The organism is Corynebacterium urealyticum DSM 7109, assembly GCF_000069945.1.
Lineage (GTDB): Bacteria > Actinomycetota > Actinomycetes > Mycobacteriales > Mycobacteriaceae > Corynebacterium > Corynebacterium urealyticum.
The window spans coordinates 1,946,199-1,969,513 of record NC_010545.1; the positions used below are offsets into that span (position 1 = coordinate 1,946,199).

General features: G+C 65.5%; 17 protein-coding genes. 5 read left to right on the plus strand and 12 right to left on the minus strand.

Annotated features, from left to right (window positions below; translation table 11 throughout):
- The first annotated feature begins 96 nt into the window (after window positions 1-96).
- Complete coding sequence (gene radA, locus CU_RS08420; RefSeq protein ID WP_012360914.1) at window positions 97-1,497, plus strand: DNA repair protein RadA; 1,401 nt, start codon at window positions 97-99, stop codon at window positions 1,495-1,497.
- 3 nt (window positions 1,498-1,500) lie between these two features.
- Here the strand turns inward: radA and CU_RS08425 are convergent, their stop codons facing one another.
- Entirely contained in the window at window positions 1,501-2,268 is a 768-nt protein-coding gene (locus CU_RS08425) for a hypothetical protein (protein ID WP_012360915.1), read from the minus strand.
- 149 nt (window positions 2,269-2,417) lie between these two features.
- On the minus strand, window positions 2,418-3,032 hold the full coding sequence (locus CU_RS08430) for a carbonic anhydrase (RefSeq protein ID WP_173362366.1): 615 nt from the start codon (window positions 3,030-3,032) through the stop codon (window positions 2,418-2,420).
- Between the two features lie 287 nt (window positions 3,033-3,319).
- Here CU_RS08430 and CU_RS08435 point away from each other — a divergent pair, with 287 nt between their 5' ends.
- The 3 genes from CU_RS08435 to CU_RS08445 all read left to right on the plus strand — a co-directional run bounded on the left by CU_RS08435 (window position 3,320) and on the right by CU_RS08445 (window position 7,342).
- The gene (locus CU_RS08435; RefSeq protein ID WP_012360917.1) at window positions 3,320-4,303 is read left to right on the plus strand and encodes an HhH-GPD family protein; all 984 of its coding nucleotides are present in this window, start codon (window positions 3,320-3,322) and stop codon (window positions 4,301-4,303) included.
- 189 nt (window positions 4,304-4,492) lie between these two features.
- Window positions 4,493-5,884 carry a branched-chain amino acid transport system II carrier protein gene (gene brnQ, locus CU_RS08440; RefSeq protein ID WP_012360918.1) on the plus strand — a complete coding sequence of 464 codons (1,392 nt, stop codon included), beginning with the start codon at window positions 4,493-4,495 and terminating at the stop codon, window positions 5,882-5,884.
- Between the two features lie 84 nt (window positions 5,885-5,968).
- Window positions 5,969-7,342: a lipase family protein gene (locus CU_RS08445; RefSeq protein ID WP_012360919.1), complete on the plus strand. Its 1,374-nt coding sequence runs from the start codon at window positions 5,969-5,971 to the stop codon at window positions 7,340-7,342.
- A 228-nt stretch (window positions 7,343-7,570) separates the two neighbouring features.
- On the opposite strand, the gene CU_RS08450 is transcribed toward CU_RS08445, so the two are convergent.
- Complete coding sequence (locus tag CU_RS08450; protein ID WP_012360920.1) at window positions 7,571-10,255, minus strand: ATP-dependent Clp protease ATP-binding subunit; 2,685 nt, start codon at window positions 10,253-10,255, stop codon at window positions 7,571-7,573.
- A gap of 401 nt (window positions 10,256-10,656) precedes the next feature.
- Between CU_RS08450 and CU_RS08455 the strand changes: the two genes are divergently transcribed.
- A complete protein-coding gene (locus CU_RS08455; protein WP_012360921.1) occupies window positions 10,657-12,432 on the plus strand; it encodes an AMP-binding protein in 1,776 nt (591 codons plus the stop codon).
- 143 nt (window positions 12,433-12,575) lie between these two features.
- Here the strand turns inward: CU_RS08455 and CU_RS08460 are convergent, their stop codons facing one another.
- The 9 genes from CU_RS08460 to CU_RS08500 all read right to left on the minus strand — a co-directional run bounded on the left by CU_RS08460 (window position 12,576) and on the right by CU_RS08500 (window position 23,288).
- Complete coding sequence (locus CU_RS08460) at window positions 12,576-14,183, minus strand: inorganic phosphate transporter (protein ID WP_012360922.1); 1,608 nt, start codon at window positions 14,181-14,183, stop codon at window positions 12,576-12,578.
- Between the two features lie 238 nt (window positions 14,184-14,421).
- On the minus strand, window positions 14,422-15,627 hold the full coding sequence (locus CU_RS08465; protein ID WP_012360923.1) for an acyl-CoA dehydrogenase family protein: 1,206 nt from the start codon (window positions 15,625-15,627) through the stop codon (window positions 14,422-14,424).
- Window positions 15,628-15,692: 65 nt separating this feature from the next.
- Window positions 15,693-17,093 carry an acyl-CoA dehydrogenase family protein gene (locus CU_RS08470; RefSeq protein WP_012360924.1) on the minus strand — a complete coding sequence of 467 codons (1,401 nt, stop codon included), beginning with the start codon at window positions 17,091-17,093 and terminating at the stop codon, window positions 15,693-15,695.
- Between the two features lie 192 nt (window positions 17,094-17,285).
- Window positions 17,286-18,833 carry a lysine--tRNA ligase gene (lysS, locus tag CU_RS08475; protein WP_012360925.1) on the minus strand — a complete coding sequence of 516 codons (1,548 nt, stop codon included), beginning with the start codon at window positions 18,831-18,833 and terminating at the stop codon, window positions 17,286-17,288.
- Between the two features lie 186 nt (window positions 18,834-19,019).
- Window positions 19,020-20,228 (minus strand): globin domain-containing protein, encoded by a 1,209-nt coding sequence (locus CU_RS08480; RefSeq protein WP_012360926.1) that lies wholly within the window; start codon window positions 20,226-20,228, stop codon window positions 19,020-19,022.
- Window positions 20,229-20,265: 37 nt separating this feature from the next.
- Window positions 20,266-20,760 (minus strand): RrF2 family transcriptional regulator, encoded by a 495-nt coding sequence (locus CU_RS08485; RefSeq protein WP_012360927.1) that lies wholly within the window; start codon window positions 20,758-20,760, stop codon window positions 20,266-20,268.
- A gap of 143 nt (window positions 20,761-20,903) precedes the next feature.
- A complete protein-coding gene (panD, locus tag CU_RS08490; protein WP_012360928.1) occupies window positions 20,904-21,323 on the minus strand; it encodes an aspartate 1-decarboxylase in 420 nt (139 codons plus the stop codon).
- 19 nt (window positions 21,324-21,342) lie between these two features.
- Window positions 21,343-22,335 (minus strand): pantoate--beta-alanine ligase, encoded by a 993-nt coding sequence (gene panC, locus CU_RS08495; protein WP_012360929.1) that lies wholly within the window; start codon window positions 22,333-22,335, stop codon window positions 21,343-21,345.
- Window positions 22,336-22,340: 5 nt separating this feature from the next.
- Window positions 22,341-23,288: a DUF2520 domain-containing protein gene (locus CU_RS08500; RefSeq protein WP_012360930.1), complete on the minus strand. Its 948-nt coding sequence runs from the start codon at window positions 23,286-23,288 to the stop codon at window positions 22,341-22,343.
- Between the last annotated feature and the right edge of the window lie 27 nt (window positions 23,289-23,315).

Consider the following 23,315-nt stretch of genomic DNA (forward strand, 5'->3'; position numbering starts at 1 on the left):
CGTTGGGGCGGCGGTTTTTGTTTTTCGGTGGCCACTGACCTGCGATGTTCGATTATTGCTGTGCTCGCGGGAGGGGTGTCTGCACCACTGCCTAGAATGACCGGCATGGCAACAAAGCGGAGCTCGAAAACCAGCTACGAATGCACCGAGTGTGGCTACGTCCTGTCCAAGTGGATGGGGCGCTGCCCGAGCTGTGGTGAGTGGGGCACGCTCGAGGAACGCCGCCCCGCGGCCGCGAGCGCAGCCGGGTCCCGCTCCGGCGCCCGGCACCTCGCCGGAGCCACCAGCGACGCCCTGCCGGTGACGGAGATCGACCCGCAGATCGCCAACCACATCCCTACCGGCTCGGCAGAGCTGGATCGGGTGTTGGGTGGCGGCATCGTCCCCGGTTCTGCGGTGCTACTCGCGGGCGAACCAGGCGTGGGCAAGTCCACGCTGCTGCTGGAGGTCTCTGCCAACTGGGCCAAGGCCAACCGCTCGGTGCTGATCATCACCGCCGAGGAGTCCGTCGGCCAGGTACGCCACCGAGCAGAGCGCACCAATGCGCTCTCCGAGAAGCTCTACATCGCCGCCGAGCATGACCTGGAGCAGGCGCTGCATCACGTGGATACGGTCAAGCCCGAGCTGATCATCGTGGACTCCCTACAGACCATGAACGCCAGCGGCGTGGAGGGCGTGCCGGGCGGGGTGACCCAAACGCGGGCTGTGACGTCCACCCTGACCACCCTGGCGAAGCAATCCGGCACCCCGGTGCTGGCGGTGGGGCACGTAACGAAGGACGGTAACGTTGCCGGCCCGCGCACCATCGAGCACCTCGTGGACGTCGTCCTGCACTTCGAGGGCGATCAGCACTCCTCCCTGCGTTTCCTGCGCGGCATTAAGAACCGTTTCGGCCCCACCGAGGAGGTCGGCTGCTTCGAGCAGACCGCAGAGGGGATCAAGGAGGTGACGGACCCTTCGGGGCTGTTCTTGAACCACCGCACCGAGTCCGTGACGGGCACTGCCGTCACCGTGAAGATGGATGGCCGCCGGGCGCTCGTCGGGGAGATCCAAACGCTCGCGGTGGAGACCGAGCAGGGTAATCCGAAGCGATTCGTCACCGGCATCGAATCGGGCCGGGTGTCCATGATGCTCGCGGTACTGGCCCAACGCTGCGGGATGCAGCTGGGGCGCCGGGAGGTCTACGCCGCGACTGTGGGCGGGATGCGGATCAGCGAACCGGCCGCGGATCTCGCGTTGGGTCTGGCGCTCGCCTCCACTGCCCAGGACGAGCCACTCCCCCTCGGCCTGTGTGCGATGGGCGAAGTAGGCCTGGGCGGCGAGGTGCGGCGCATCCCGGAGATCAACCAGCGACTCTCCGAGGCCGCGCGACTGGGGATGAAGCATGCGATCATCCCGGCGGGCACCAGGCCGAGCGTGCCGAAGGGTTTGGAGGTGCACCAGGTCAAGAACATCGGCCAGGCGCTCGGCGTGGTGCGGCGGCTGCGTGAGAGCTAGCCGCTAGCTCATGTTGAAGGTCGCTGGCTGGGAGACGTTATCCCCCAGGTGTGCGTAGAGCAGGTAGCTGCCAGGGCCTACAGGCTGGCGATCATCGCACCGATCCGGTGCGGAGGTGGTCCGGGACCAGGAACCCATCTTGTAGTTCTGGCTCTTACCGGCCTCGATCGTCACTTCCCCGGTGATGGAGGGCTCGTTGCAGTCCAGGTCGCCCCACACGCGGTGGTAGTCATCCATCGCGAAGACCTCGAAGAGCAGCTTGGCCTCGTCCACGTCGATCACGCAGTCCGCCTTCGTGGGGTTCGCGATCTTCGCGTAGAAGGTCGGCTCCTCGCCCGGGTCGAAAGTGGACTTACCCGGCACTGCGGTCACGCGCAGGTCCGCGAGCTCACAGTTGGTCTTCTCCGCGGCCGGATCCTTCGGCTCGGCGTCCTTCTTTTCTTCCTTGCGCTTCTCCGCGCCCTTCTTCTCGGCCTCGGCCTTCTTGTCCTTCGCGTCCGGCTTCTTTTCTTTTCCGGACGTCGGCGCAGCACTGCTGCTCTGCGCGGTATCCGCCGCGGGCGTGCTGGCGTCCTCCTTGGATCCGCCGAGGGAACTGAGCAGCCACCAGAGCAGGAGGATCACTACGACAACCGCGGCGATCGCGGCGATGCGCCTACGACGGTAAACCTCGGGCGGCAGCGGTGGCTGGGCATCACGAGGTGGGCGCTGGCCCCGTTCGGGGTCGCGGCGCCGGAAGCTGTCTCCTGTGTTCCCTGGTCCTGCGTTCACAGCACCAGATTTTAGTTGGCTTACCTCGACTAATGGCGCTTAGACACACCCCACCCGCCGGGTGGGGTGGCAGCGACGAGAACCGGCCGGAGCGTCGGGCGGCGCAGCAGTCCCGAGCTGCTCCGAGTAGCCGAGCTGCCCCGAGCAGCCTAGAGCTGGTCCTCGTCCAGACCGAAGGAGATCAGCGGCTCGGCCAGTCCGTCCTCCAGGCGGTAGCGCAGACCCACAACCGCGCAGCGGCCCTGCTCCACCTGCTGCTGAATCTCAGGGGATCGGTCCATGATGTGGCGAGTGATCTCCACGACGTGCTGCTTCTCGAAGTCCTGGGAGCCCTCCCGGCCCTCGCGGCGGGCGGCCAGCAGGGATGGGGTGACCTTCTCCACCAGCACGCGCTGGAAGCCGTTCGGCAGCTGGCCGGTGTTCAGCGCGGTCTGCGCCGCGGCCACCGCGCCGCAGGCCTCGTGGCCCAGCACCAGCACCAGCGGCACGCCCAGCCCATCCACGGCGAACTCCAGGGAAGCCAGCACCGAGAGGTCTGTGATCTCCCCGGCGGTGCGGATCACGAAGACATCCCCCAGGCCCTGGTCGAAGACGATCTCCACCGGCACGCGGGAGTCAGAGCACGCCAGGACCACCGCATGCGGGCGCTGCCCTGCGGTGAGGACGTGGCGGCGGTTGACGTCCTGATTCGGGTGGGCAACATCCTCGATCATGAAGCGGCGGTTGCCATCGCGCATCGCAGCCCAGGCCTGCGCCGGGGTCATGGTTTGCTGCTGTGCGGTGGGCTCCTGCGACTCTGTGTTGGCCTGCTGGCCGGGTACAGTATTCGAAGGGCTTTCAGGGCTGCGGGAGTCAGTCATGGCTTCAATCTTGCTCTTAAAGCTTTCCCAGGACAATTTTGTAGGACAATCCGGCAGGTGGGGCCCACCCACTGCCTTCGAACAACCGCTGTAATCCACTCTCCGATGCGCTTTCACCAGGCACCCCGCCCACACCCCGCGGGACACATCGCAGGGCAAGGTTCACCCCGACACCCCGGGGAGGTGGCCGCATGACACTCCCAACCGCAGAGGGTCAGCAGGAAACCACCTTCGACCTTGCCCTCATCAGCGCACTGAACCACTGGTTCGCACGCAACGCGCGCGACCTGCCCTGGCGCCACATCGGCACCAGCCCGTGGGCCATCCTGGTGAGCGAAGTGATGTCGCAGCAGACCCCCGTCACCCGCGTCGCCCCGCGGTGGCAGGCCTGGCTGCAGCGCTGGCCCACCCCGGCCGCGCTCGCAACCGCTGCCACCGCGGACGTCATCCGCGAATGGGGAAACCTGGGCTATCCGCGCCGCGCCCTGCGGCTGCAGGAATGCGCCCAGGCCTGCGTGGACCGCTTCGGCGGGGAACTCCCCAGCAGCGTCGCAGAACTGGAGAGCCTGCCCGGCGTGGGCAGCTACACCGCCCGCGCGGTGGCCGCCTACGCCTTCGAGCAGGCCGTTCCCGTGGTGGACACCAACGTCCGCCGCGTGTGCCACCGGGCAGCCCACGGCAACTTCCTGCAGGGACCGGCGCGCAGCCGCGACCTGGCGGACGTCGCCGACATGATGCCGTGGGTGGACCACGACCCAGCCCTGGACCGTCGCGGCTACCGCAACGCGGGCCACGACCGGGACCACCGGGACGCAGCGCTGCTCATGACCGCCTCCCTGATGGAGCTCGGCAGCCTGATCTGCCAGGCCCGCACCCCGCAGTGCGAGCTCTGCCCCATCGCCGCGCGCTGCGCGTGGGTGGCGGCAGGCAAGCCCGCGCCGACGGAAGAGGAGAAATCCGCCGCCGCCCGGCGCGTCCAGAAGTTCGAAGGCACGGACCGCCAGGTTCGCGGCCTGGTCCTCAAAACCCTGAGAGAATCTGCGACCACCCACGTCGCAGTCGATGAAATCGATCAACTGTGGCCCGATCGGGTTCAGCTTTCGCGAGCGGTGGATTCGCTCGTGGCTGACCGGCTGATCGAGCGCACCCACGCCGGGATTACCCTTCCCGACTAGTTGATTCTTACTGGGGCACCCTAACCTCTACTTAAATACGTTTATTCTGATCCGCCACTGGTTCAGCCTCGAGCGGCACCACCGCCACAACCGGCCGCGCTTGCTCACGCCACCCCACCCGGGGGTGTGGTTGAACCTGGTCCTAGGCCGCCACCGCGCGGATCGTCGTTGTAGAAAGGCCCTCATTTCATGAGTTCCGGAACCTCCACTCAGTCCACGGCTGGCCGTGGCACGGCGAAACCCGCCGCCTCGATTTTCGCCGTCGGGCTGATGCTGTTTTCGATGTTCTTCGGCGCCGGCAACCTGATCTTCCCGCCCATGCTGGGGATCGAGTCCGGCGAGAACTTCACCCCCGCCATCATCGGCTTCATCCTGACCGGCGTGCTGCTGCCGACAATCACGATCATCGCGGTGGCCATCTCTGGCGCCGGCGTGCGCCAGCTGGCGTCGCGCGCGGGCGCGGTGTTCGGGCTGGTGTTCTCCATCGCCGCCTACCTGTCCATCGGCTCCTTCTACGCCATGCCGCGTGCCGCTGCGATCGGCTACGAGCTGGGCCTCGAGTCCACCTTCGGGCTCTCGGGCCAGATGTGGCGCCTGGTGACCACCGCGGTCTTCTTCGCGGTCGCTTTCGCGATCGTCCTGTTCCCCGGCAAGGTCGCCGACACCCTGGGCAAGTACCTGACGCCGCTGCTGCTGGCACTCATCGCCATCCTCGCGGTGCTGGGCTTCATGAAGCTCAATGGCGAACCGGCCGCCGCAACCGGCGAGTACGCCAGCAGCCCGCTGACCGCGGGCATCCTGGAGGGCTACTTCACGATGGACTCCATCGCAGCGATGGCCTTCGCGATCATCGTGGTGAGCTCCTTCAACGCCCACGGCGTCAAGGAGCGCAAGACGGTCGTCAAGTACTCCTCGATCTCCGCGGTGCTGGCTGGTTTCTTCCTGCTGATCGTGTACCTCGCCCTGGGCGTGATGGGCACGAAGATGCCGGATAAGGGGCAGTACTCGGACGGCGCGGCGGTGCTCTCGCAGGCGTCGAAGCTCTCCCTGGGAACGGCCGGTGACATGGTCTTCTCCGGCGTGGTGCTGCTCGCCTGCTTGACGACGGCGGTCGGCCTGATCGCGGCGTCGGCGTCCTTCTTCCACGAGCTGGTTCCTGCGATCAGCTACCGCTGGTGGTCCGTGGTCTTCACCCTGATCGGTTTCACGGTGGCCAACCTCGGCCTGGAGAAGATCCTGAGCTTCTCCGGCCCGATCATCGGCCTGATCTACCCGCCGGCGATCGCGCTGATCGCGGTGACCTTCACGCAGCTGGCGGTGCGTGGCCGCCCGATTCCGCTGACCTACCGCGCTGCCGTGGCGGTCGCCCTGGTGTTCTCCATCATCGACCTGCTGAGCGATCTGCTGGGCGAGACGATGGACGGCATCACCGATGCCCTGAGCGTGATCCCGCTGTACCCGGAGGGACTGGGCTGGGTGCTGCCCACCATCATCGTCGGCGCCATTGCGCTGGTGGTGGACCTGAGCCGGAAGGATTCGGGCCACGAGGCCGACGCGCTGGCTGTCGTCGAACCGGAATAGTAATTTCCCCGGCACAATAGTGTTCCCGCCGATAGGATCTAGCTGTTAACTGCCTGCCAGCCACGATCCTTCCAAGGAGCACGCATGTTCAGCCTTCGATCCTGCAATTCCCGACGCACCAGCCGCGCGGCGAGCCTCGCCGCCGCCACTGCCATCACCGCCGTCGCGCTGCCACTGTCTGTGTCCGGCGCGGCGGCGTCTCCGCTTTATGGCTCCGTCGAAGGCGCGTGGCGGGGCTCGTCGGAGATGGGCTCCGGGGCTGCGCTCGGCAGCTCCATGCCGAACTACGATCCGGATAACTTCTACAGCTCCCTCCCGGAGTACGTGGAGGGCAAGCCCGGCCAGGTGCTGAAGACCGGCCCAAGCACGCTCGCGCTGGGGCTGCCATTCGTGGACCTGACGAACAGCAAAGCCACCCGGGTGGCCTACGTGTCCACCGACTCGAATGGCAAGACTATCCCGGTCACCGGCACCATCTACGAGTCCTCAAAGCCGTGGCGGGGCAAGGGGCCGCGCCCGCTGATGCTGATTGCCCCGGGCACCCAGGGCTCCTCCAACGCGTGTGCGCCGGGCAAGCTCGCGCCGTGGGGGCTGGAGTACGAGGCGCTGCCCGCCCTGCAGGCACTGATGCGCGGCTGGGATGTCGCGCTGACCGACCTGCCGGGCCTGGGGACCCGCGCGCAGCACACGTACATGAACCGCGTGGCCCAGGGGAACGCGACGCTGGATATCGGCCGCGCCGCGAAAAACATGGGCATCCGTGGGGTCAGCGACAAGACCCCGGTGGCGACCTGGGGCTACTCCCAGGGCGGTGGGGCAAGTGCTTCTGCCCTGGAGCTGGCGGATTCCTACGCCCCGGAGCTGAACCTCGTCGCAGGCTACGCGGGCGGCATCCCGGCGAACCTGGGCGTGGTGGCTGGTGCCATCGATAATGGCGCGCTGGCCGCGGCCCTCGGCTACGCTATCAATGGCCTGCTGTACTCCGATCCGGAGCTGCGCGAGCCGATCTACTCGAAGCTCAACGACAAGGGCCGGAAGCTGCTGGAGCAGACGAAGGATGAGTGCGTGCCGGAGTCGCTGATCCGCCATGCTTATAAGGACACCCGCACGCTCACGAAGGATGGCTCCTCCCTGACGGAGCTGATGCAGGAGGAGCCGATCGCCAGCGCGGTGCAGAAGCAGCTGATCGGCACGCTCTCCCCGTCCGTCCCGGTGTACATCGGGCAGGGCAAGAACGACGACACGATCCCGGCCTCCCAGGCCCGCGACCTGGCCCGCAGCTGGCTGGGCAAGGGTGCGAAGGTGTACTACCGGGAGCAGAACGTGCCGAGCGTAGCCCCGCTGGTGGATCACGTGATCCCGATGTTGGCGAACCTCTCCCCCGCTGTGCTGTGGCTGGAGAAGGTCATCAATGGCCAGCCTTATGAGCTGTCCACCGCAGATCAGATCCCGCGCTAGGCCGAGCTCGCGGGGTCGCTAACCTCGGCCCCGCGCTGCCCGACCCGGCGCTGCACCCGCGCTGCACCGGCGCACTGCCCCCTCCCCGGCACCGCGTCGGCGCTGCAGCGAGGTGTAGCGCGACGTATAGCACCCCAGGCATAGCAAGAGCCGCGGCCACCCGTTACTGGGTGTGCCGCGGCTCTTTAGCTGTGGCCGGTCTCCGCTTATACCGGCCCAGGGAGGGGGTTAGTCCTCGGACTTGCCCTCGGAGCCGGCGCTCTCGCCGGCAGCGTCCTCCTCAGGCACGTCCCCGGCTGCCGCGGAGGCGACAGAGGCCTTGGCCTCCTCGGCCGGGCTGTGGTGCTCCTCGCCGCGCTCGACCTCGAAGTCAGCGGCGTCGAACTCCGGCAGCGGCTTCGGCTTGGAGCCGAAGACGAACTTCGCATCCTTGCCGGCGGACTCGCCGTCCCAGTTCTCCACGTCCACGGTGACGATTTCGCCGGCACCGAACTCGCCGAAGAGGATCTTCTCGGAGAGCTCGTCCTCGATCTCGCGCTGGATCGTGCGACGCAGCGGGCGGGCACCCAGAACCGGGTCGAAGCCACGCTTGGCGAGTAGGTTCTTGGCCTTCTCGGTGACCTCGATGCCCATGTCCTTGTCCTCCAGGGCGCGGCGGACGCGGCCCATGAGCAGGTCCACCATCTGGACGATCTGCTCGCGGGTGAGCTGGTGGAAGACCACGATGTCGTCGATACGGTTCAGGAACTCCGGGCGGAAGTGCTTCTTCAGCTCGTCATCCACCTTGGACTTCATCCGCTCGTACTGCGCGGCCTCATCCTGCTCGCCGGCGTTGGAGAAGCCCATGCCCACGGCCTTGGAGATATCCCTGGTACCCAGGTTCGAGGTGAAGATCAGCACCGTGTTCTTGAAGTCCACGATGCGGCCCTGGCCATCGGTCAGACGACCTTCCTCCAGCACCTGCAGCAGGGTGTTGTAGATGTCCTTATCGGCCTTCTCGATCTCATCGAAGAGAACGACGGAGAACGGCTTGCGGCGGACCTTCTCGGTCAGCTGGCCGCCCTCGTCGTAACCGACGTATCCCGGAGGGGCACCGAACAGGCGGGAGGCGGTGAACTTGTCGTGGAACTCACCCATGTCCACCTGGATCAGGGCGTCGTCGTCACCGAAGAGGAACTCGGCGAGCGCCTTGGACAGCTCCGTCTTACCCACACCGGACGGACCAGCGAAGATGAAGGAGCCGGACGGGCGGTTCGGGTCCTTCAGGCCGGCACGGGTGCGGCGGATCGCGCGGGAGACGGCCTTGACGGCATCGTCCTGGCCAATGATGCGCTTGTGCAGCTCGCCCTCCATGTCCAGCAGGCGGGAGGACTCCTCCTCCGTCAGCTTGAACACTGGGATGCCGGTCCAGTTGGCCAGCACCTCTGCGATCTGCTCCTCGTCGACCTCGGCGACCTCATCGAGCTCGCCGGCGCGCCAAGCCTTCTCCTTCTCGGCGCGCTCCTCGGTCAGGGTGCGCTCGTCGTCGCGCAGTGCTGCTGCCTTTTCGAAGTCCTGCTCATCGATCGCGGCCTCCTTCTTGCGGCGGACCTCGGCGATCTTATCGTCAACTTCCTGGACGGACTTCGGCGCGGTGAGACGCTTGATACGCATGCGCGCGCCCGCCTCGTCGAGCAGGTCGACGGCCTTATCCGGCAGGAAGCGGTCGTTGATGTAGCGGTCGGCGAGAGTGGCTGCGGAACGCAGGGCACCATCGGTGATGGACACGCGGTGGTGGGCTTCGTAGCGGTCGCGCAGACCCTTCAGGATCTCGATGGTGTCCGCGACGGACGGCTCCGGCACCTGCACCGGCTGGAAGCGGCGCTCCAGGGCGGCGTCCTTCTCGATGTGCTTGCGGTACTCCTCCAGCGTGGTGGCACCGATGGTCTGCAGCTCGCCGCGGGCCAGCTTCGGCTTCAGGATGGAGGCGGCGTCGATCGCGCCCTCCGCGGCACCGGCACCGACGAGGGTGTGGATCTCGTCGATAAACAGGATGATGTCGCCACGCTGGTTGATCTCCTTGAGCACCTTCTTCAGGCGCTCCTCGAAGTCACCACGGTAGCGGGAGCCAGCAACCAGGGAACCCAGATCCAGGGAGTAAACCTGCTTATCGCGCAGGGTCTCCGGGACCTTGCCGTTGACGATATCCAGGGCCAGGCCCTCGACGACGGCAGTCTTACCCACACCCGGCTCACCGATGAGCACCGGGTTGTTCTTGGTGCGGCGGGAGAGCACCTGCATGATGCGCTCGATCTCGCCGGCGCGGCCGACGACGGGGTCCAGCTTGCCGTCCTTGGCAGCCTGCGTGAGGTTGCGACCGAACTGGTCCAGGACCAGGGAGTTGGACTTCTGGCCTGCCTTGGCTCCGCCCTGGCCGGACGGGGCGACACCGGCCACGGCCGGCTGGTCCGGGGCCTCCTCGTGCTCGCCGCCACCCTCGTAGCCGGAAAGCAGCTGGATAACCTGCTGGCGAACGCGGGACAGATCGGCGCCCAGCTTCACCAGCACCTGGGCAGCGACGCCCTCGCCCTCGCGGATGAGGCCGAGCAGGATGTGCTCAGTGCCGATGTACTTGTGGCCAAGCTGCAGCGCCTCGCGCAGAGCCAGCTCCAGCACCTTCTTGGCGCGCGGGGTAAACGGGATATAACCGCTCGGCGGGTTGCCACCGGAACCGATGATCTCCTTCACCTCGGTGCGCACCGCGTCGAGGGAAATTCCCATGGACTCGAGCGCCTTGGCAGCTACGCCCTCACCCTCTTGGATCAACCCCAGGAGGATGTGCTCGGTACCGATGTAATTGTGATTCAGCGCTCGCGCTTCCTCTTGTGCCAAGACGACAACGCGTCGTGCCCGGTCGGTAAACCTTTCGAACATTTATCTTCCTTTTCGCTCGTGCGCTTTGATGCCCCACCATAACTGGGCAAGCGCCTTCCTTGAATCGCATTCCATGCAACGCCGGACCCCACGCGGAGTATTCCGACGCACTCTACCGCCCGTGCCATATGAAAAGGCCAGCTCAGAAGTGTTTTTTATGGGCTGAAATCACGAGTTTTCAGCCTGTACGCCCCTAGCGAACACCCGCCAAAACCCGCCATTTTTTATCGCCTAGCGCGCCCCCTCCGCACCGATATCACTAAATCGAAACGTGATCCACGTCACTTAGATAGGGTGACCAACATAGCTATTAGGTGAACAAAGCTACTCACCTATCGCTGCAGAACAAGGCGCGGGCGAACGCCCGTGCAGACACATCAGATTCGACAGGGGTTATCGAAATGACCGACACGTTCTCACCCGCAGGCCCAGCAGGCATCAAGGACAAGCTCAGCCACACACTCGGTTCGGCGGGCACGCTCGCGCTCGGCACCCTTCCCCTGATGCGCGCCGGTGTGCTGGGATCGATGACCCCCGTCGCCGCAGCTAAGGCTCTGGGCTCCATGTACCAGTGGGAGTTCCAACCCGCGTCCCTGCTGGCCATTGGTGCCGCCCGCGACCCGTTCCACACCGCGATCATCGACGACCGCGGCTCCATGACCTACCAGGAGCTCCACAACCAGGTAAACCAGCTCGCGAAGGCACTATTCCGCATCGGTATCCGCGAGCACGATCGCATCGGCGTGCTGACCCGCAACCACCGCGGCTTCATCATGGCGCTGTGCGCTCACGGCCGCCTGGGCACCGATCTCGTCCTATTCAACACTGGAGCATCGGCCGAGCAGACCCGCGCGGTCGCTCGTGAGAACAAGCTGGACGTCCTGTTCATCGACGAGGAATTCATCCCGCTGCTGCCGAAGGACTTCGACGACTGCCCCGTCATCGTCGCCCACGAATTCGGCGACACCATCGGGCTGACCCGCGAGGCCGAGGAAGCACTGCCGATGGACTCGAATATCCGCGACGCACTGGCCATGGAGGACCACGCGACCCGCAGCGAGGACTGGCCGTCACTGAGCCTCGTGCTGCGCACCACCCCGGCCGAGCAGACGATCCCGTCCCGCCCGCGCCGTGGCCGAACCATCATCCTGACCTCCGGAACCACCGGCACCCCTCGCGGAACTCGCCGCCCGGAGCCGCCAAGCTACCTGCCAGCGTCCTCCATCATGAGCAGGATCCCGCTCAAGGCGCGCCGCCCGTTCTACCTGGCAGCCCCGATGTTCCACACCTGGGGTTTTGCCAATATCCAGCTAGCGCTCGCGCTTCGTTCGACGATGGTGATGCAGCGGAAGTTCCGCCCAGAAGATGCGGTGCAGCTCATCGAGGCCAACCGCCCGTATGCGATCGCCATCGTGCCGACGATGCTGCGCCGACTGCTGGAGGCCGTGCCGGAGGGCATGGACCCGGGCACGAAGGTCATCGCAGCTTCCGGTGAGCCGATCCCGCCGCAGATCGTGGAGAAGACTTTCGAGAAGTTCGGGCCCGCGCTCTACAACCTCTATGGCTCCACCGAGGTCAGCTGGGCCACGATCGCCAACCCGGATGATCTGCAGCGCCACCCGAATACCGCGGGCAAGCCGCCGATGGCCACGGTGGTCAAGGTCCTGGACGAAGACTTCCGCGAGTGCCCGGACGGCGAGGTTGGCCGCATCTTCGTCGCCAACAACATGATGTTCGAGGGCTACACCCGCCCGGGCAAGGACAAGGAGACCCATGAGGGCATGATCGCCACCGGCGACTTGGGGTACTGGGAGGACGGCCTGCTGTTCGTCTCGGGTCGCTCGGATGACATGGTCGTCTCCGGCGGTGAGAACGTCTACCCCACCGATACCGAGCACATCATCGGCACCCTGCCGGAGATTCTCGAGGTCTGCGTCCAGGGTGTTCCGGACGACGAGTTCGGCCAGGCGCTGTGTGCGTGGATCGTCACGAAGGAGGAGCTGAGCGCAGCCGATAAGCAGAAGCTGCAGGAGGAGATCAAGGCGACTGTCTCTAAGCAGCTGGCCCGCTTCGCCGTGCCGCGCCACTTCGTGTACGTGGACTCCCTGCCCCGCAACGCGGTGGGCAAGGTCGTCCGCCGCGAGCTGCCACGGCCAAAGTCCGCAGCCGCTGCTTAAGCCGGCGGACAGGGAGCCTCCTCAGGGCCCTTTAGGCGCGCCCCAGCCACCGGCACGACAACAGCGCCCCGGGTGGTTCTCCACCCGGGGCGCTTCTGTGTGCTTTTGTTCTACGGCTCTGCGGCTCCTTGGCTCTTCTGCTCTTAGAAGATCCAGCCGATCACCAGGACGCCCACGGCGCCGATCAGCGCGGCAGCCGGGATCGTGATGATCCAGGCCAGGGCGATCGGCTTCATCAGGCGCCAGTTGGCGGCGCGGTTGACGATCCCCACGCCCAGCACCGCACCGATCAGGATGTGCGTAGAGGACACCGGCAGGCCGGAGATGGACGCGGCCATCACCACACCCGCAGCAGCGAGCTCAGCGGCGAAGCCGGAGGCCGGGTGAATGTGGGTCAGCCCCGTGCCGACCGTCTCGATCACCTTGCGGCCGATGAACCACAGGCCGGAGATCAGAGCCACACCGGCGGCGAGCATCAACGCCATCGGCACCGGGGCGGTCGCGTTGATGGCGTCGGTCTTCAACACGTCGAAGATCGCTGCGAAGGGACCCACCGCATTCGCGATGTCATTGGAACCGTGGGAGAAGGCGAAAGCCGAAGCGGTGAAGACCTGCATCCAGCTGAACATCACGAAGGTCGCGCGGTCCACGGTGTAGCGCCGCAGCCCGGTGGTGAAGGAGCGCAAGGTGAGGAACACCGCGATGCCAACAATTGCGACGATGCCGAAGACCATGGCGCTCGTCATGTTCGGGAAGATGTTGCTCAGGCTCTTCAGCAAGAGCATGCCCGTAATGATCATTGCGCCGATGGCGGCCAGCGACGGACCCCAGGTCTCCAGGGCGCGGTGCGCCTCGATCTCCCGCTCGTCCTTATCGATGACCACAAGCTCGCGGTAGTAGTCAGATTCCAGATTCTGCGGCTCCGCGCGTCCGGTGATGTAGACGGAGGCATCGCGGGCGATGGTCTGGGTATAGGCCACGCGCTGCACCTCATTGAGGCGGGAGAAGAGGTCCTTGTGGCGCTTCTTGTGCTCGCTGCGGCGCTCCTGCATCTCGCGCATCTTGTGCTCGACTTCATCGTTGTAGCGCAGTACGTGGCGCTTGATAAAGGAGTACAGGAGGAGGGCCACCAGGCCACCCAGCACTGGGGAGAGCACCCAGCTCATCGCGATCTCGCCGATCTTGCCCCACTGGACCATCTCCAGGCCACCGGTGCCCGTGGCCATGCCCTGAGCCACCGCGGCACCGACGATGCCGCCGATGATGGAGTGGGTGGTGGAGACCGGCCAGCCCTTGCGCGTGGCGATCAGCAGCCACAGTGCCGCACCGAGAAGGGCGGCCATCATGATGTAGGCGAAGTGCTGCGGGTCGAGGTCCACGCCGTCCAGGTCGACGATGCCGGAGCGGACGGTGTCGGTGACGTCACCGCCGGCGATCAGCGCGCCACCGACCTCGAAGACGGCGGCGATGAGCAGCGCCTGCTTGATGGTCAGCGTCTTCGCGCCGACCGAGGTACCGAAGGAGTTCGCGACGTCGTTACCGCCGATGTTGAACGCCATGAACATTCCGAAGAAGATCGTGACGATCAGGATCCCGATGTTCGCGGACTCCGGCATGAGGTCCACGGACCACCAGGTGAGTGCGAGTACGGCGATGAGCAGCAGCCCCCCAAAGATGGTGTGCCACCAGAAGTCGTTTTCTTGTCCTGCTGCGCTCCCGTTAATGGGGGCTTTGGTCTCCGGTTGAGACATTCAGTGCTGACCTAACTCGTAAATCAAACAGTTACAAATAAGACGCTTCACGGGACTCCCAGCGTTTTCGGAGAGATCCCAGGCATTACACATTTTGCCTTGCTCCCGGACTTTTCTAAAGCCCATGATTTCCGTTAGGGGGTGGGCATTAACCCCGGCACAGAAATAACCCCGTTACCAGCGAGAATCCTTGCTGGTAACGGGGCTATTCAGGGGTCGCGGAAAGCTCGGTCGGCGCTTACTTCAGCTCAGCGGAGCTCAGGCCCAGCTCGCGGCGAGCGACGATGAGCTGCTGAATCTGCTGGGTGCCCTCGAAGATGTCGAGGATCTTGGAGTCGCGGGACCACTTCTCCAGCAGGTCGCGCTCGGAGTAGCCGTAGGCACCGGCGAGCTCCACGGCGCGCAGGGTCAGGTCGGTCGCCATGCGGCCTGCCTTCGCCTTACAGATGGAGGCTTCCTTGGAGTTCGGGTTCTTGTTATCCGCCATCCATGCTGCGCGCATGGTCAGCAGGTAGGCAGCCTCCCAGTCGGACTCGAGGCGGATGTACTCGGACGCGGCGGCGGACTGGTTCCAGGCCGGTGCGTCGTAGTCGATCTTCACGCCAGCGTCGGTGAGGACCTCGCGCAGGCGCTCCAGGGAGGCACGTGCAACACCAACGGCCATCGCTGCGACCAGCGGGCGGGTGTTGTCGAAGGTGGCCATGACACCGCCGAAGCCCTTCTTGGTGTCCACCTCTGGGGAGCCAAGCAGGTTGTCCTTCGGGATGCGCACGTTGTCGAGGATGAAGTGCGCAGTGTCGGAGGAGCGGATGCCCAGCTTGTGCTCGAGGCGGACCAGCTCGAAGCCCGGGGTGTCGCGCGGGACGACGAAGGACTTGATAGCTGCGCGGCCTGCGGACTTGTCCACGGAGGCCCAGACGACCACGTGGGTGCAGCGTTCACCGGCTGTGACGAAGATCTTCTCGCCGTTCAGGACGTACTCGTCGCCGTCCAGCTTCGCGGTCGCGGCGACGGCTGCGGAGTCGGAGCCGAACTGCGGCTCGGTGATGGCCATGGCGGCCCAGATCTTGCCGAAGCGCTCGAGCTGCTCGTCGGTCGCGACGGCGGCGACGGCTGCGTTGCCCAGACCCTGGTACGGGATGGACAGGGTCAGGCCGACGTCGCCCCAGCAGGTCTCCATGACGTTCAGGGCGGCAGCCATGTTGCCGCCGTTCTTCACGCCAGTGTCCTGCTTCTTATCCCCACGGCTGCTGGTAGCGCCGGCCATGGCCACGCCACCGTCAGCGGCGCCCTCAACGAGGGCGGCCATGGTGTCGAGCTCGACCGGGCGCTCGTGTTCCTTGAGGTCGTACTTGCGGGAGATGGGGCGGAAAATCTGTGCGGCCGCCTGGTGTGCCTGGTTGGCGCCCGCCTTCAGACGCTTGGGAAGTTCCAGATTAAGCATGATCTTTTTCCTCTGCTCTCGGGACTGTGTTGTGCGTAGATGCCAAAAGTCGTTGTTATGGCGGGTTAGATGACGACGACGCCCTCAGCAACGCCGATCGCGCGCATGTCGCGGTACCAGCGCTCAACCGGGTGCTCCTTGGTGTAGCCGTGGCCACCCAGCAGCTGGACGCCGTCCAGGCCCATGACCATGCCCTTGTCGGATGCGTAGCGGCGAGCAAGGCCGGCCTCGCGGTGGTAGGACAGGCCCTGGTCGAGGCGGGATGCGCCGCGCAGCATGATCAGGCGCAGGCCGTCGAGCTCGATGCGGAGGTTGGCGACCATGAAGGCCACTGCCTGGCGGTGGGAGATCGGCTCGCCGAAGGCCTCACGCTCGTTGACGTACTTCTTGGTGTACTCGAGGATGGCCTCGCCGGTGCCGGAGGCCAGTGCGGCCCAGCCCAGGCGGGAGCGGCGGATGATCTCCGCGTACTGCTCGGTGCGGTCGGTGTCGGAGAGGTTCGCGCCACCCAGGAGGTTGGCGGCCGGGACGCGGACGTCCTTGAGGACCACACGGCCCAGGGCTGCGGCGCGCAGGCCCATGGACGGGTCAGACTCAACCTCGAGGCCCTCGGTGCCAGATTCGACGATGACGAAGGTGTTCACGCCGTCCAGCTCGACGGCGATGACGAAGAGCTCGCACTCTGCGGCGTTCGGGACCATGGTCTTCACACCGTTGAGGACGACGTCGTCGCCCTCCAGCTTCGCGGTGGTCTGCAGCTCGAAGGCGTCGAACATCGGGCGGGCCTCGGAGACCACGACGGCTGCCGGCGGGACGGACTCGCCGGAGAAGGACGGCAGGTAGGTCTTCTGCTGGGCGTCGTCGCCGTAGTTGGTGATGGTGTTGGCCACGCCTGCCGGGGCGAGGATGGAGACGGCCAGGCCCATGTCACCGAAGCCGAGAGCCTCGGCGATGAGGGCGTTGGTGCTGGCACCGGATGCGCTGGCGATGCCCTCGAACTCCTCCGGGAGGTTCACGAGAGCGATGCCGAGCTCAGCGGCAGTGTCGAGCAGCCCCTCGGTCGGCTTGGACTCGTCGTTGGCCTCCGCGGCGGCCGGACGCAGCCGCTCGATGGCGAACTCGCGCACCGCGTCGAGGATCATCTGCTGGTCCTCGGTCGGGTTCAGGTCGAACGGTGCCTTGCCCGGCTCGAACTGCTGAACGTCGCCCTCGTTCTGCTTGGGGAGGCGAACCGGATCGCCGGAGCCCTTGATGCGCTTGAACTGGCGGTTCATGGCGCCGGCGGTACGGATGCCGCCCTTGGCGGTCTCGTAGGCAGCGCGGTCGACGGCCTTGTTGAGGTTGTACTTTTCTGCGAAGTCGGAACCAGTGAAACGAGACAGCGCCCGCATAACGACACCAATGGCGTCACGCTTGACGTTGTTCAGCCCCGGGGTGGAGTCGTTGAGCTTCTTGGAGTCGCTCATTGTCTGGTAGCCACCTTTCAGTAGAGGTGCCCTACGCATCGCTGTCTGCGATCCGCCGAGCATCACCATGTGCGGATAATGATCTTATTAATCATAACTGGCATCATGGCGTAGATCACATTTTCCGCAGAATGACATGAAGAAAGCCACACACCATGGGCGGTGTGTGGCTTTATGCAATCGAGAGGAAGATTACTTCTCTGGCTTCACCAACGGGAAGAGCACGGTCTCGCGGATGCCGAGGCCCGTGAAAGCCATCAGCAGACGGTCCAACCCCATGCCGGTACCGGCGGTTGGCGGCATGCCCTGCTCCATTGCCTGCAGGAAGTCCTCGTCGAGAACCATGGCCTCATCGTCGCCGCCCGCAGCCAGGCGAGCCTGGTCCTCGAAGCGCTCGCGCTGGATGACCGGGTCAACCAGCTCGGAGTAGCCCGTTGCCAGCTCGAAGCCACGCAGGTAGAGGTCCCACTTCTCGGTCACGCCACGCTCGGTGCGGTGCTGACGCACCAACGGGGAGGTCTCGACCGGGTAGTTATAGACAAAGACTGGACCCCACAGCTGGTCCTCGCACAGGAACTCCCAGATCTCCTCGACGAGCTTGCCGTGGCCCCAGCCGCCGTCCTTCGGGACCTCCAGGCCGATGACCTTCGCGAGCGCCTTGAGCTCCTCGACGGTGGAGTCGACGGTGACCTCTGGCTGATCCGGGAACTTCTCGGCCAGCGCCTTATTCAGAGACGGGTAGACCTCGATGACCGGCCACTCGCCGCCGAGGTCGTACTCGGTGCCGTCGTGCATGGTCAGCTTGGTGGTGCCGAAGACCTCCTCGGCGACCTCCTGGATGACCTCGCGGGTCATCGTCGCAGCGGTGTTGTAGTCCCCGTACGCCTGGTAGGTCTCCAGCATCGCGAACTCCGGGCTGTGGGAGCGGTCGATGCCCTCATTGCGGAAGTTGCGGTTGATTTCGAAGACGCGGTCCAGACCACCGACGACGGCGCGCTTGAGGTACAGCTCCGGCGCGATGCGCAGGTAGAGGTCGATATCCAGCGCATTGGAGTGGGTCACGAACGGACGAGCCGCGGCACCGCCGTGCAGGGTCTGCAGCATCGGGGTCTCGAGCTCGTTGAAGCCACGACGCTCCAGGGCATGGCGCAGGGCGCGCATCACCTTGATGCGGGTCATGGCGTTCTTGCGGGCTTCCTCCCGCATGATCAGGTCGGTGTAGCGGTGACGCACACGGGCGTCCTCGCTCATCTCCTTGTGCGCGACCGGCAGCGGGCGCAGCGCCTTGGCGGCCATGGTCCACTCCTGGGCCATGACAGAAAGCTCACCGCGGCGGGAGGAGATCACGCGCCCCTTGGCGAAGACGATATCGCCCAAGTCGACCTCCGCCTTCCAGCGGTCCAGTGCTTCCGCGCCGATCTCTGCCTGGGAGAGCATAACCTGCAGCTGGGTGCCGTCGCCGTCCTGCAGGGTGGCGAAGGCCAGCTTGCCGGTGTTGCGGACGAACATCACGCGGCCGGCCACGCCGACGACGCTGTCCGTTTCCTCACCGACGTCGAGGAGAGTCGCCCCCTCCGGAAGAGCGGCGAGCTTCTCCGCAGCCTCCGGATCGTCCTCCTTGGGCTTAACTGCCCACTGCTGACGAACCTCCGCCAGCGAGTGAGTCCTGGGAACTTCTACTGGATAAGCCTGACGACCCTCGTCAAGGATGCGCTCGCGCTTCTCGCGGCGAACGCGCATCTGCTCGGGGATTTCATCATTGCTGGTGGATGGATTCTTTGTAGTCACCCCACCAGACTACTGCATCGCCGGTACACGCCCGTGAGCGGTTCACGGACGCAGATTACCCCATCGATGGCACGGCAAACGGGGCTCGGCCCACCATTGGCCGAGCCCCGCGATACCCCTGCAAGATGCAGGCCAGTTTTAGCTGATCAGCCAGTCGTTTGGGCTGAAGAGCTCAAAGTCGACCTTTTTCGGAGCCAGCGCCTGCTCGCCATCGGCGATCTGCTCGCGAATGTCCTGCAGGAAGGACGTTCCACCACACAGGTACCAGTGCGCGCCGGTTGGCAGTACGCCCTCATCCATCAGTTCCCCGATATTCATGCGCTGACCGCTCTCCCGGTAGAAGAGCTTGTAGGTGGCACCGATCTGCCCGCTCAAACTCTCCTGCAGATCGCGCTGCGCGTGGTCCTGGGCAGAGGAGTCAGCGTGGAGCACCACGACCTTGCGCTCAGACTTGGCGGCGGCGAGGGCGGACAGCATTCCCACCATCGGGGTGGAGCCGATGCCCTGGGAGACGAGCACCACCGGGGCGCTTGAATCGTCGAGCACCAGATCACCGGCCGGCAGGGTGGCGTCCACACGATCCCCATCCGAGAGGGAGTCCATCAGGAAGGAGGACACCTCACCGTCGCGCTGGACAGCGATGCGGATGCAGCCAGCCTCCTTGTCGACGTCGACGAGGGAGTACTGACGCAGCTGGCGAGCCCCGTCAGGCAGTCGAACACCGATGGAGGTGTACTGCCCGGGGAGGGCGTCCATAAACTTCTCCGTCATCTCGTCCGGACGGAGGGTAAATTCCATCGCCTCGGCGGGCAGCTGCTTGCGGGAGACAATCTCGGCCGTGGTGAAAACCTCACCGTCAGCGACTCCCGCGGAGCGGTAGAGCTCGCGCTCGTAGTCGATGAGGACCTTGGCCATAAGCCAGTAGACTTCGTCCCAGGCTGCGGCAACCTCGGGGGTGACGACGTCTTCACCGAGCACCTCGACGATGGCGGCGAAGAGGTTGTCGTGAACGATGGGGTACTGATCTTCCACGATCCCCAGGGATACGTGCTTATGGCCGATGCGGGAGAGCATGTCCACCGGATCCGGTGCGTTATCATCCACGAGCATTGCAGCAAAGGTCGCGATGGAGGCAGCCAGTGCCTTCTGCTGCTCCCCGGACTTCTGGTTGCCACGATTGAAGGTATCGGCGATCAGCTCAGGGTGGGCGGCGAACATCTTCTCATAGAAGATGGGGGTGATCTTCGTGATGTTCGCACCAACGAGCGGGAGGGTCTGCTTGATGATCTCGGCATTACCTGGGGTTAGGCGGCCACGGGCATTGGCTGGGGTCTCGGCGATGAACATTGCGAATCATTCCTCCTCAAAACTCCCCGCAGGGATGTTAAGTCGTGGGCTTTGCCTTGAGCGTTGGAGCGCCGAGTGGCACGGGCCCGCCGGAGGCTCCGGCGGCGAGCCCCTTCGTCGCGGAGACAAGATCGCCGACGGTATCCCCGTCGAGAGTGGCGAAGAACGCCTCCTGTGCGGCAGCAAGCCGGCGACGCAGCGCGCAGTCGTGGCGAGCGAGGGGGCATTGCAGCGCCCCCTCGCAGTCGACGACTTCCCTGTTGCCTTCGAGTTGGCGCAGGAGTGCGCCGACGCTCGCACGCATGCCCTGTTCAGTGATATGCACCCCGCCGTAACGCCCGCGGATGGATTCAAGCAGCCCGTCGCTAGTCAGCATGTTCACAACCTTCGCGACGTGGTTTCGCGAGGCGTTGAGCTGGTCCGCAAGGTCCTGAATCCGTACCGGCGAACGATCGGCAGCATCCACTGCCTGGGTGGCACCGAGCACCATCAGTACGCGGAGCCCCAGGTCAGCGAATGTTGTGAGTTGCATAATTCCAACCTATCTAGAAATCCCTTAAAGATGCATCTGTAATACATCTTTTATGGTGTGGTGTTAAACACAGTCACAGATAGCGTCAAAGCCCGCCACGCACCCTTGGCGTAGGCGGGCTTAGACGAACACCTTCTCGGGCGCTACTCCCCCTCCGGGTGGCGCGGGTCCTTCAGACCACTGCCGGCCGGGGCGTGGGCCGGGTCCTCCCCCAGCTCAACCTGCTTATTGTTCTCGTCGACGAAGATCACCCGCGGGTGGTAGTCCCCCAGCTCGGCATTGTCGAAAATGCCGTAGCCGATGATGATCACCAGGTCGCCAGGGCTGATCAGGCGGGCAGCTGCGCCGTTGATACCGATGACCCCGCTGCCCCGCTCGCCGGTAATGGCGTAGGTGGTCAGCCGGTTGCCGTTATCGATATCGACGATGTCGATTTGCTCGCCCTCGAGGATGTCGGCGGCGTCCATCAGGTCTGCGTCGATGGTGCAGGAACCCACGTAGTGCAGGTCGGCCTGGGTGACCGTCGCGCGGTGGATCTTTGACTTCAGCATGGTGCGGAACAAGGGATGAACCTAACTTTTTCTAGCTCTGGGGTGCGTCATCGGGAGCGGCAGGGGCGGCAGCATCGGAGCCGCCTGCGCCCTGCTCGGGGTCCAAGTTCTTGAACCCTACACCAATCGGCACGCCAACATTATCGATCAGCCGGGTGCTGCCCACGCGAGCGGCAACCAGCAGCCGGGCGTCCCCGGTCTCCGGGGCCTCGCCGAGATCGGTGCCACGAAGAGCAAGATAGTCCACCTCGACGCCCTCGGCGTCATCGAGAATGGCACGGGCAGTAGACAGCACCGCATCCGCGCCGTCCTCGGCGACGAAGGAACCGGCCGTCAACGCTGCGGAGAGGGTGAGGGCCAGCTCGCGCTCCTCATCGGAGAGGTAGACGTTGCGGCTGGACAGCGCCAGTCCACCACCCTCGCGGACGATCGGCACGCCGTGGACGCGCAGCTCCAGGTTGAGGTCGTTGACCATCTGCTGGACCAGGACGAGCTGCTGATAGTCCTTCTCGCCAAAGAAGGCGTGGTCGCAGTGAGAAATCTGGAAGAGCTTGTTGACCACCGTGAGCATGCCCGCGAAGTGGGTCGGGCGGTGCTCACCCTCCAGGATCGAGCCAGCTGGGCCGGGGTGAATCGTGGTGCGGGGGCCATTGGGGTACATCTCTCGGGCAGAGGGCGCGAAGACGGCGTCCACGCCCGCGGCCTTGAGCTTTTCGACGTCGGCGTCGAGGGTGCGGGGGTAGGCGTCCAGGTCCTCGCCCTCCGCGAACTGCAGCGGGTTGACGAAGATACTGACCGCGACGAAAGCACCCGGGACCGTCTTTGCTGCCTTGACCAGGGAAAGGTGGCCTTCGTGGAGCGCACCCATCGTGGGCACGAGGCACACCGGTTTGCCGGCCTTGCGCATCGCGCGGGTGACCTGGCTGAACTCGTCGATGGTGGTCATCAGGGTGGCTTCGCCGCGGCGGAAGGGCTGGGGGTTTGCCTGCGGGTCGGCCTGGGGGCTGGGCTGATTCTTGGTCATGCGCCTTAGGTTAGTCCACCCGGCAGACCGTGTTCGCTGCGGTAGGCCATGAGCGCCCGCTCGACCTCCGGGGAGCCGGCTGCCTGGGCGGTGCGCTCAGCCATCGGCAGATAACGCAGGTGCAGGTCATGGGAGTGAGGGTCGGCGGAGTTTTCGGAGAGCTGGCGCAGTGCCTCGAGGTGCGCGAGGACGGCGGGGGCGTCGTCGCGGGAGGCAGGGCCGGTCAGGGCGCCCAGGTGCTCGCGCAGGGTGGCATCCGCTCCGGCTCGGACGATGGAGTTGAGCAGCAGCCGGGCCTCGCTCGACTCCCCCTCCCCCTCGATGGCGGCCGGGTCGTTCGGCTTATCGAGCACCGCGTTGAGCATGGAGTGGGCGTCCGAGATGAGGGTGACCAGATGGTTCGCGGCGTGGGCCATGGCCGCGTGATAGGCCGGGCGGCGGTCCTCCGCGATGTGGACGGCCACACCGCCGAGGGACTGGACGAGCAGTTCGCCGACTGCCTGGCCGACCTCGGAGTCGGTGGTGACACCCCAGCCGCAGCCCAGCAGGTTGTCGGTGTCCTGCGGGGTGCCGACGAAGCCCATCGCCGGGTGCAGGGCCAGCGGGAGTGCGCCCTCGTCGGTGATGGGCTGGAGCACCTGGCAGCCGTTACGCCCGGAGGTGTGCATGACCATCTGGCCGTCGCGGACGGTGTGGGCCACCTCGGCGGCCACCTCCGGCAACACCGGGTCCGGCACGGCGAGCACCACCAGCTGGGCCATCGCGGCCTCGGCCACCGAAACGATGGGGGTGCCCGGGACGCGCTGGGCTGCCCGTGCCCGGGAGCGCTCGGAGTGGGCGTGGATGCCGTGGACGTGGTGCCCGGCCCGGGTGAAGGCCTCGGCGAGGGCGAGCCCGACGGCGCCGGCAGAAATAATCCCCACGCTCAGGCGTGGGGGTTGGCGATCAATCATGCTGAGTCTTTGGGTCGCGGTGCGAGA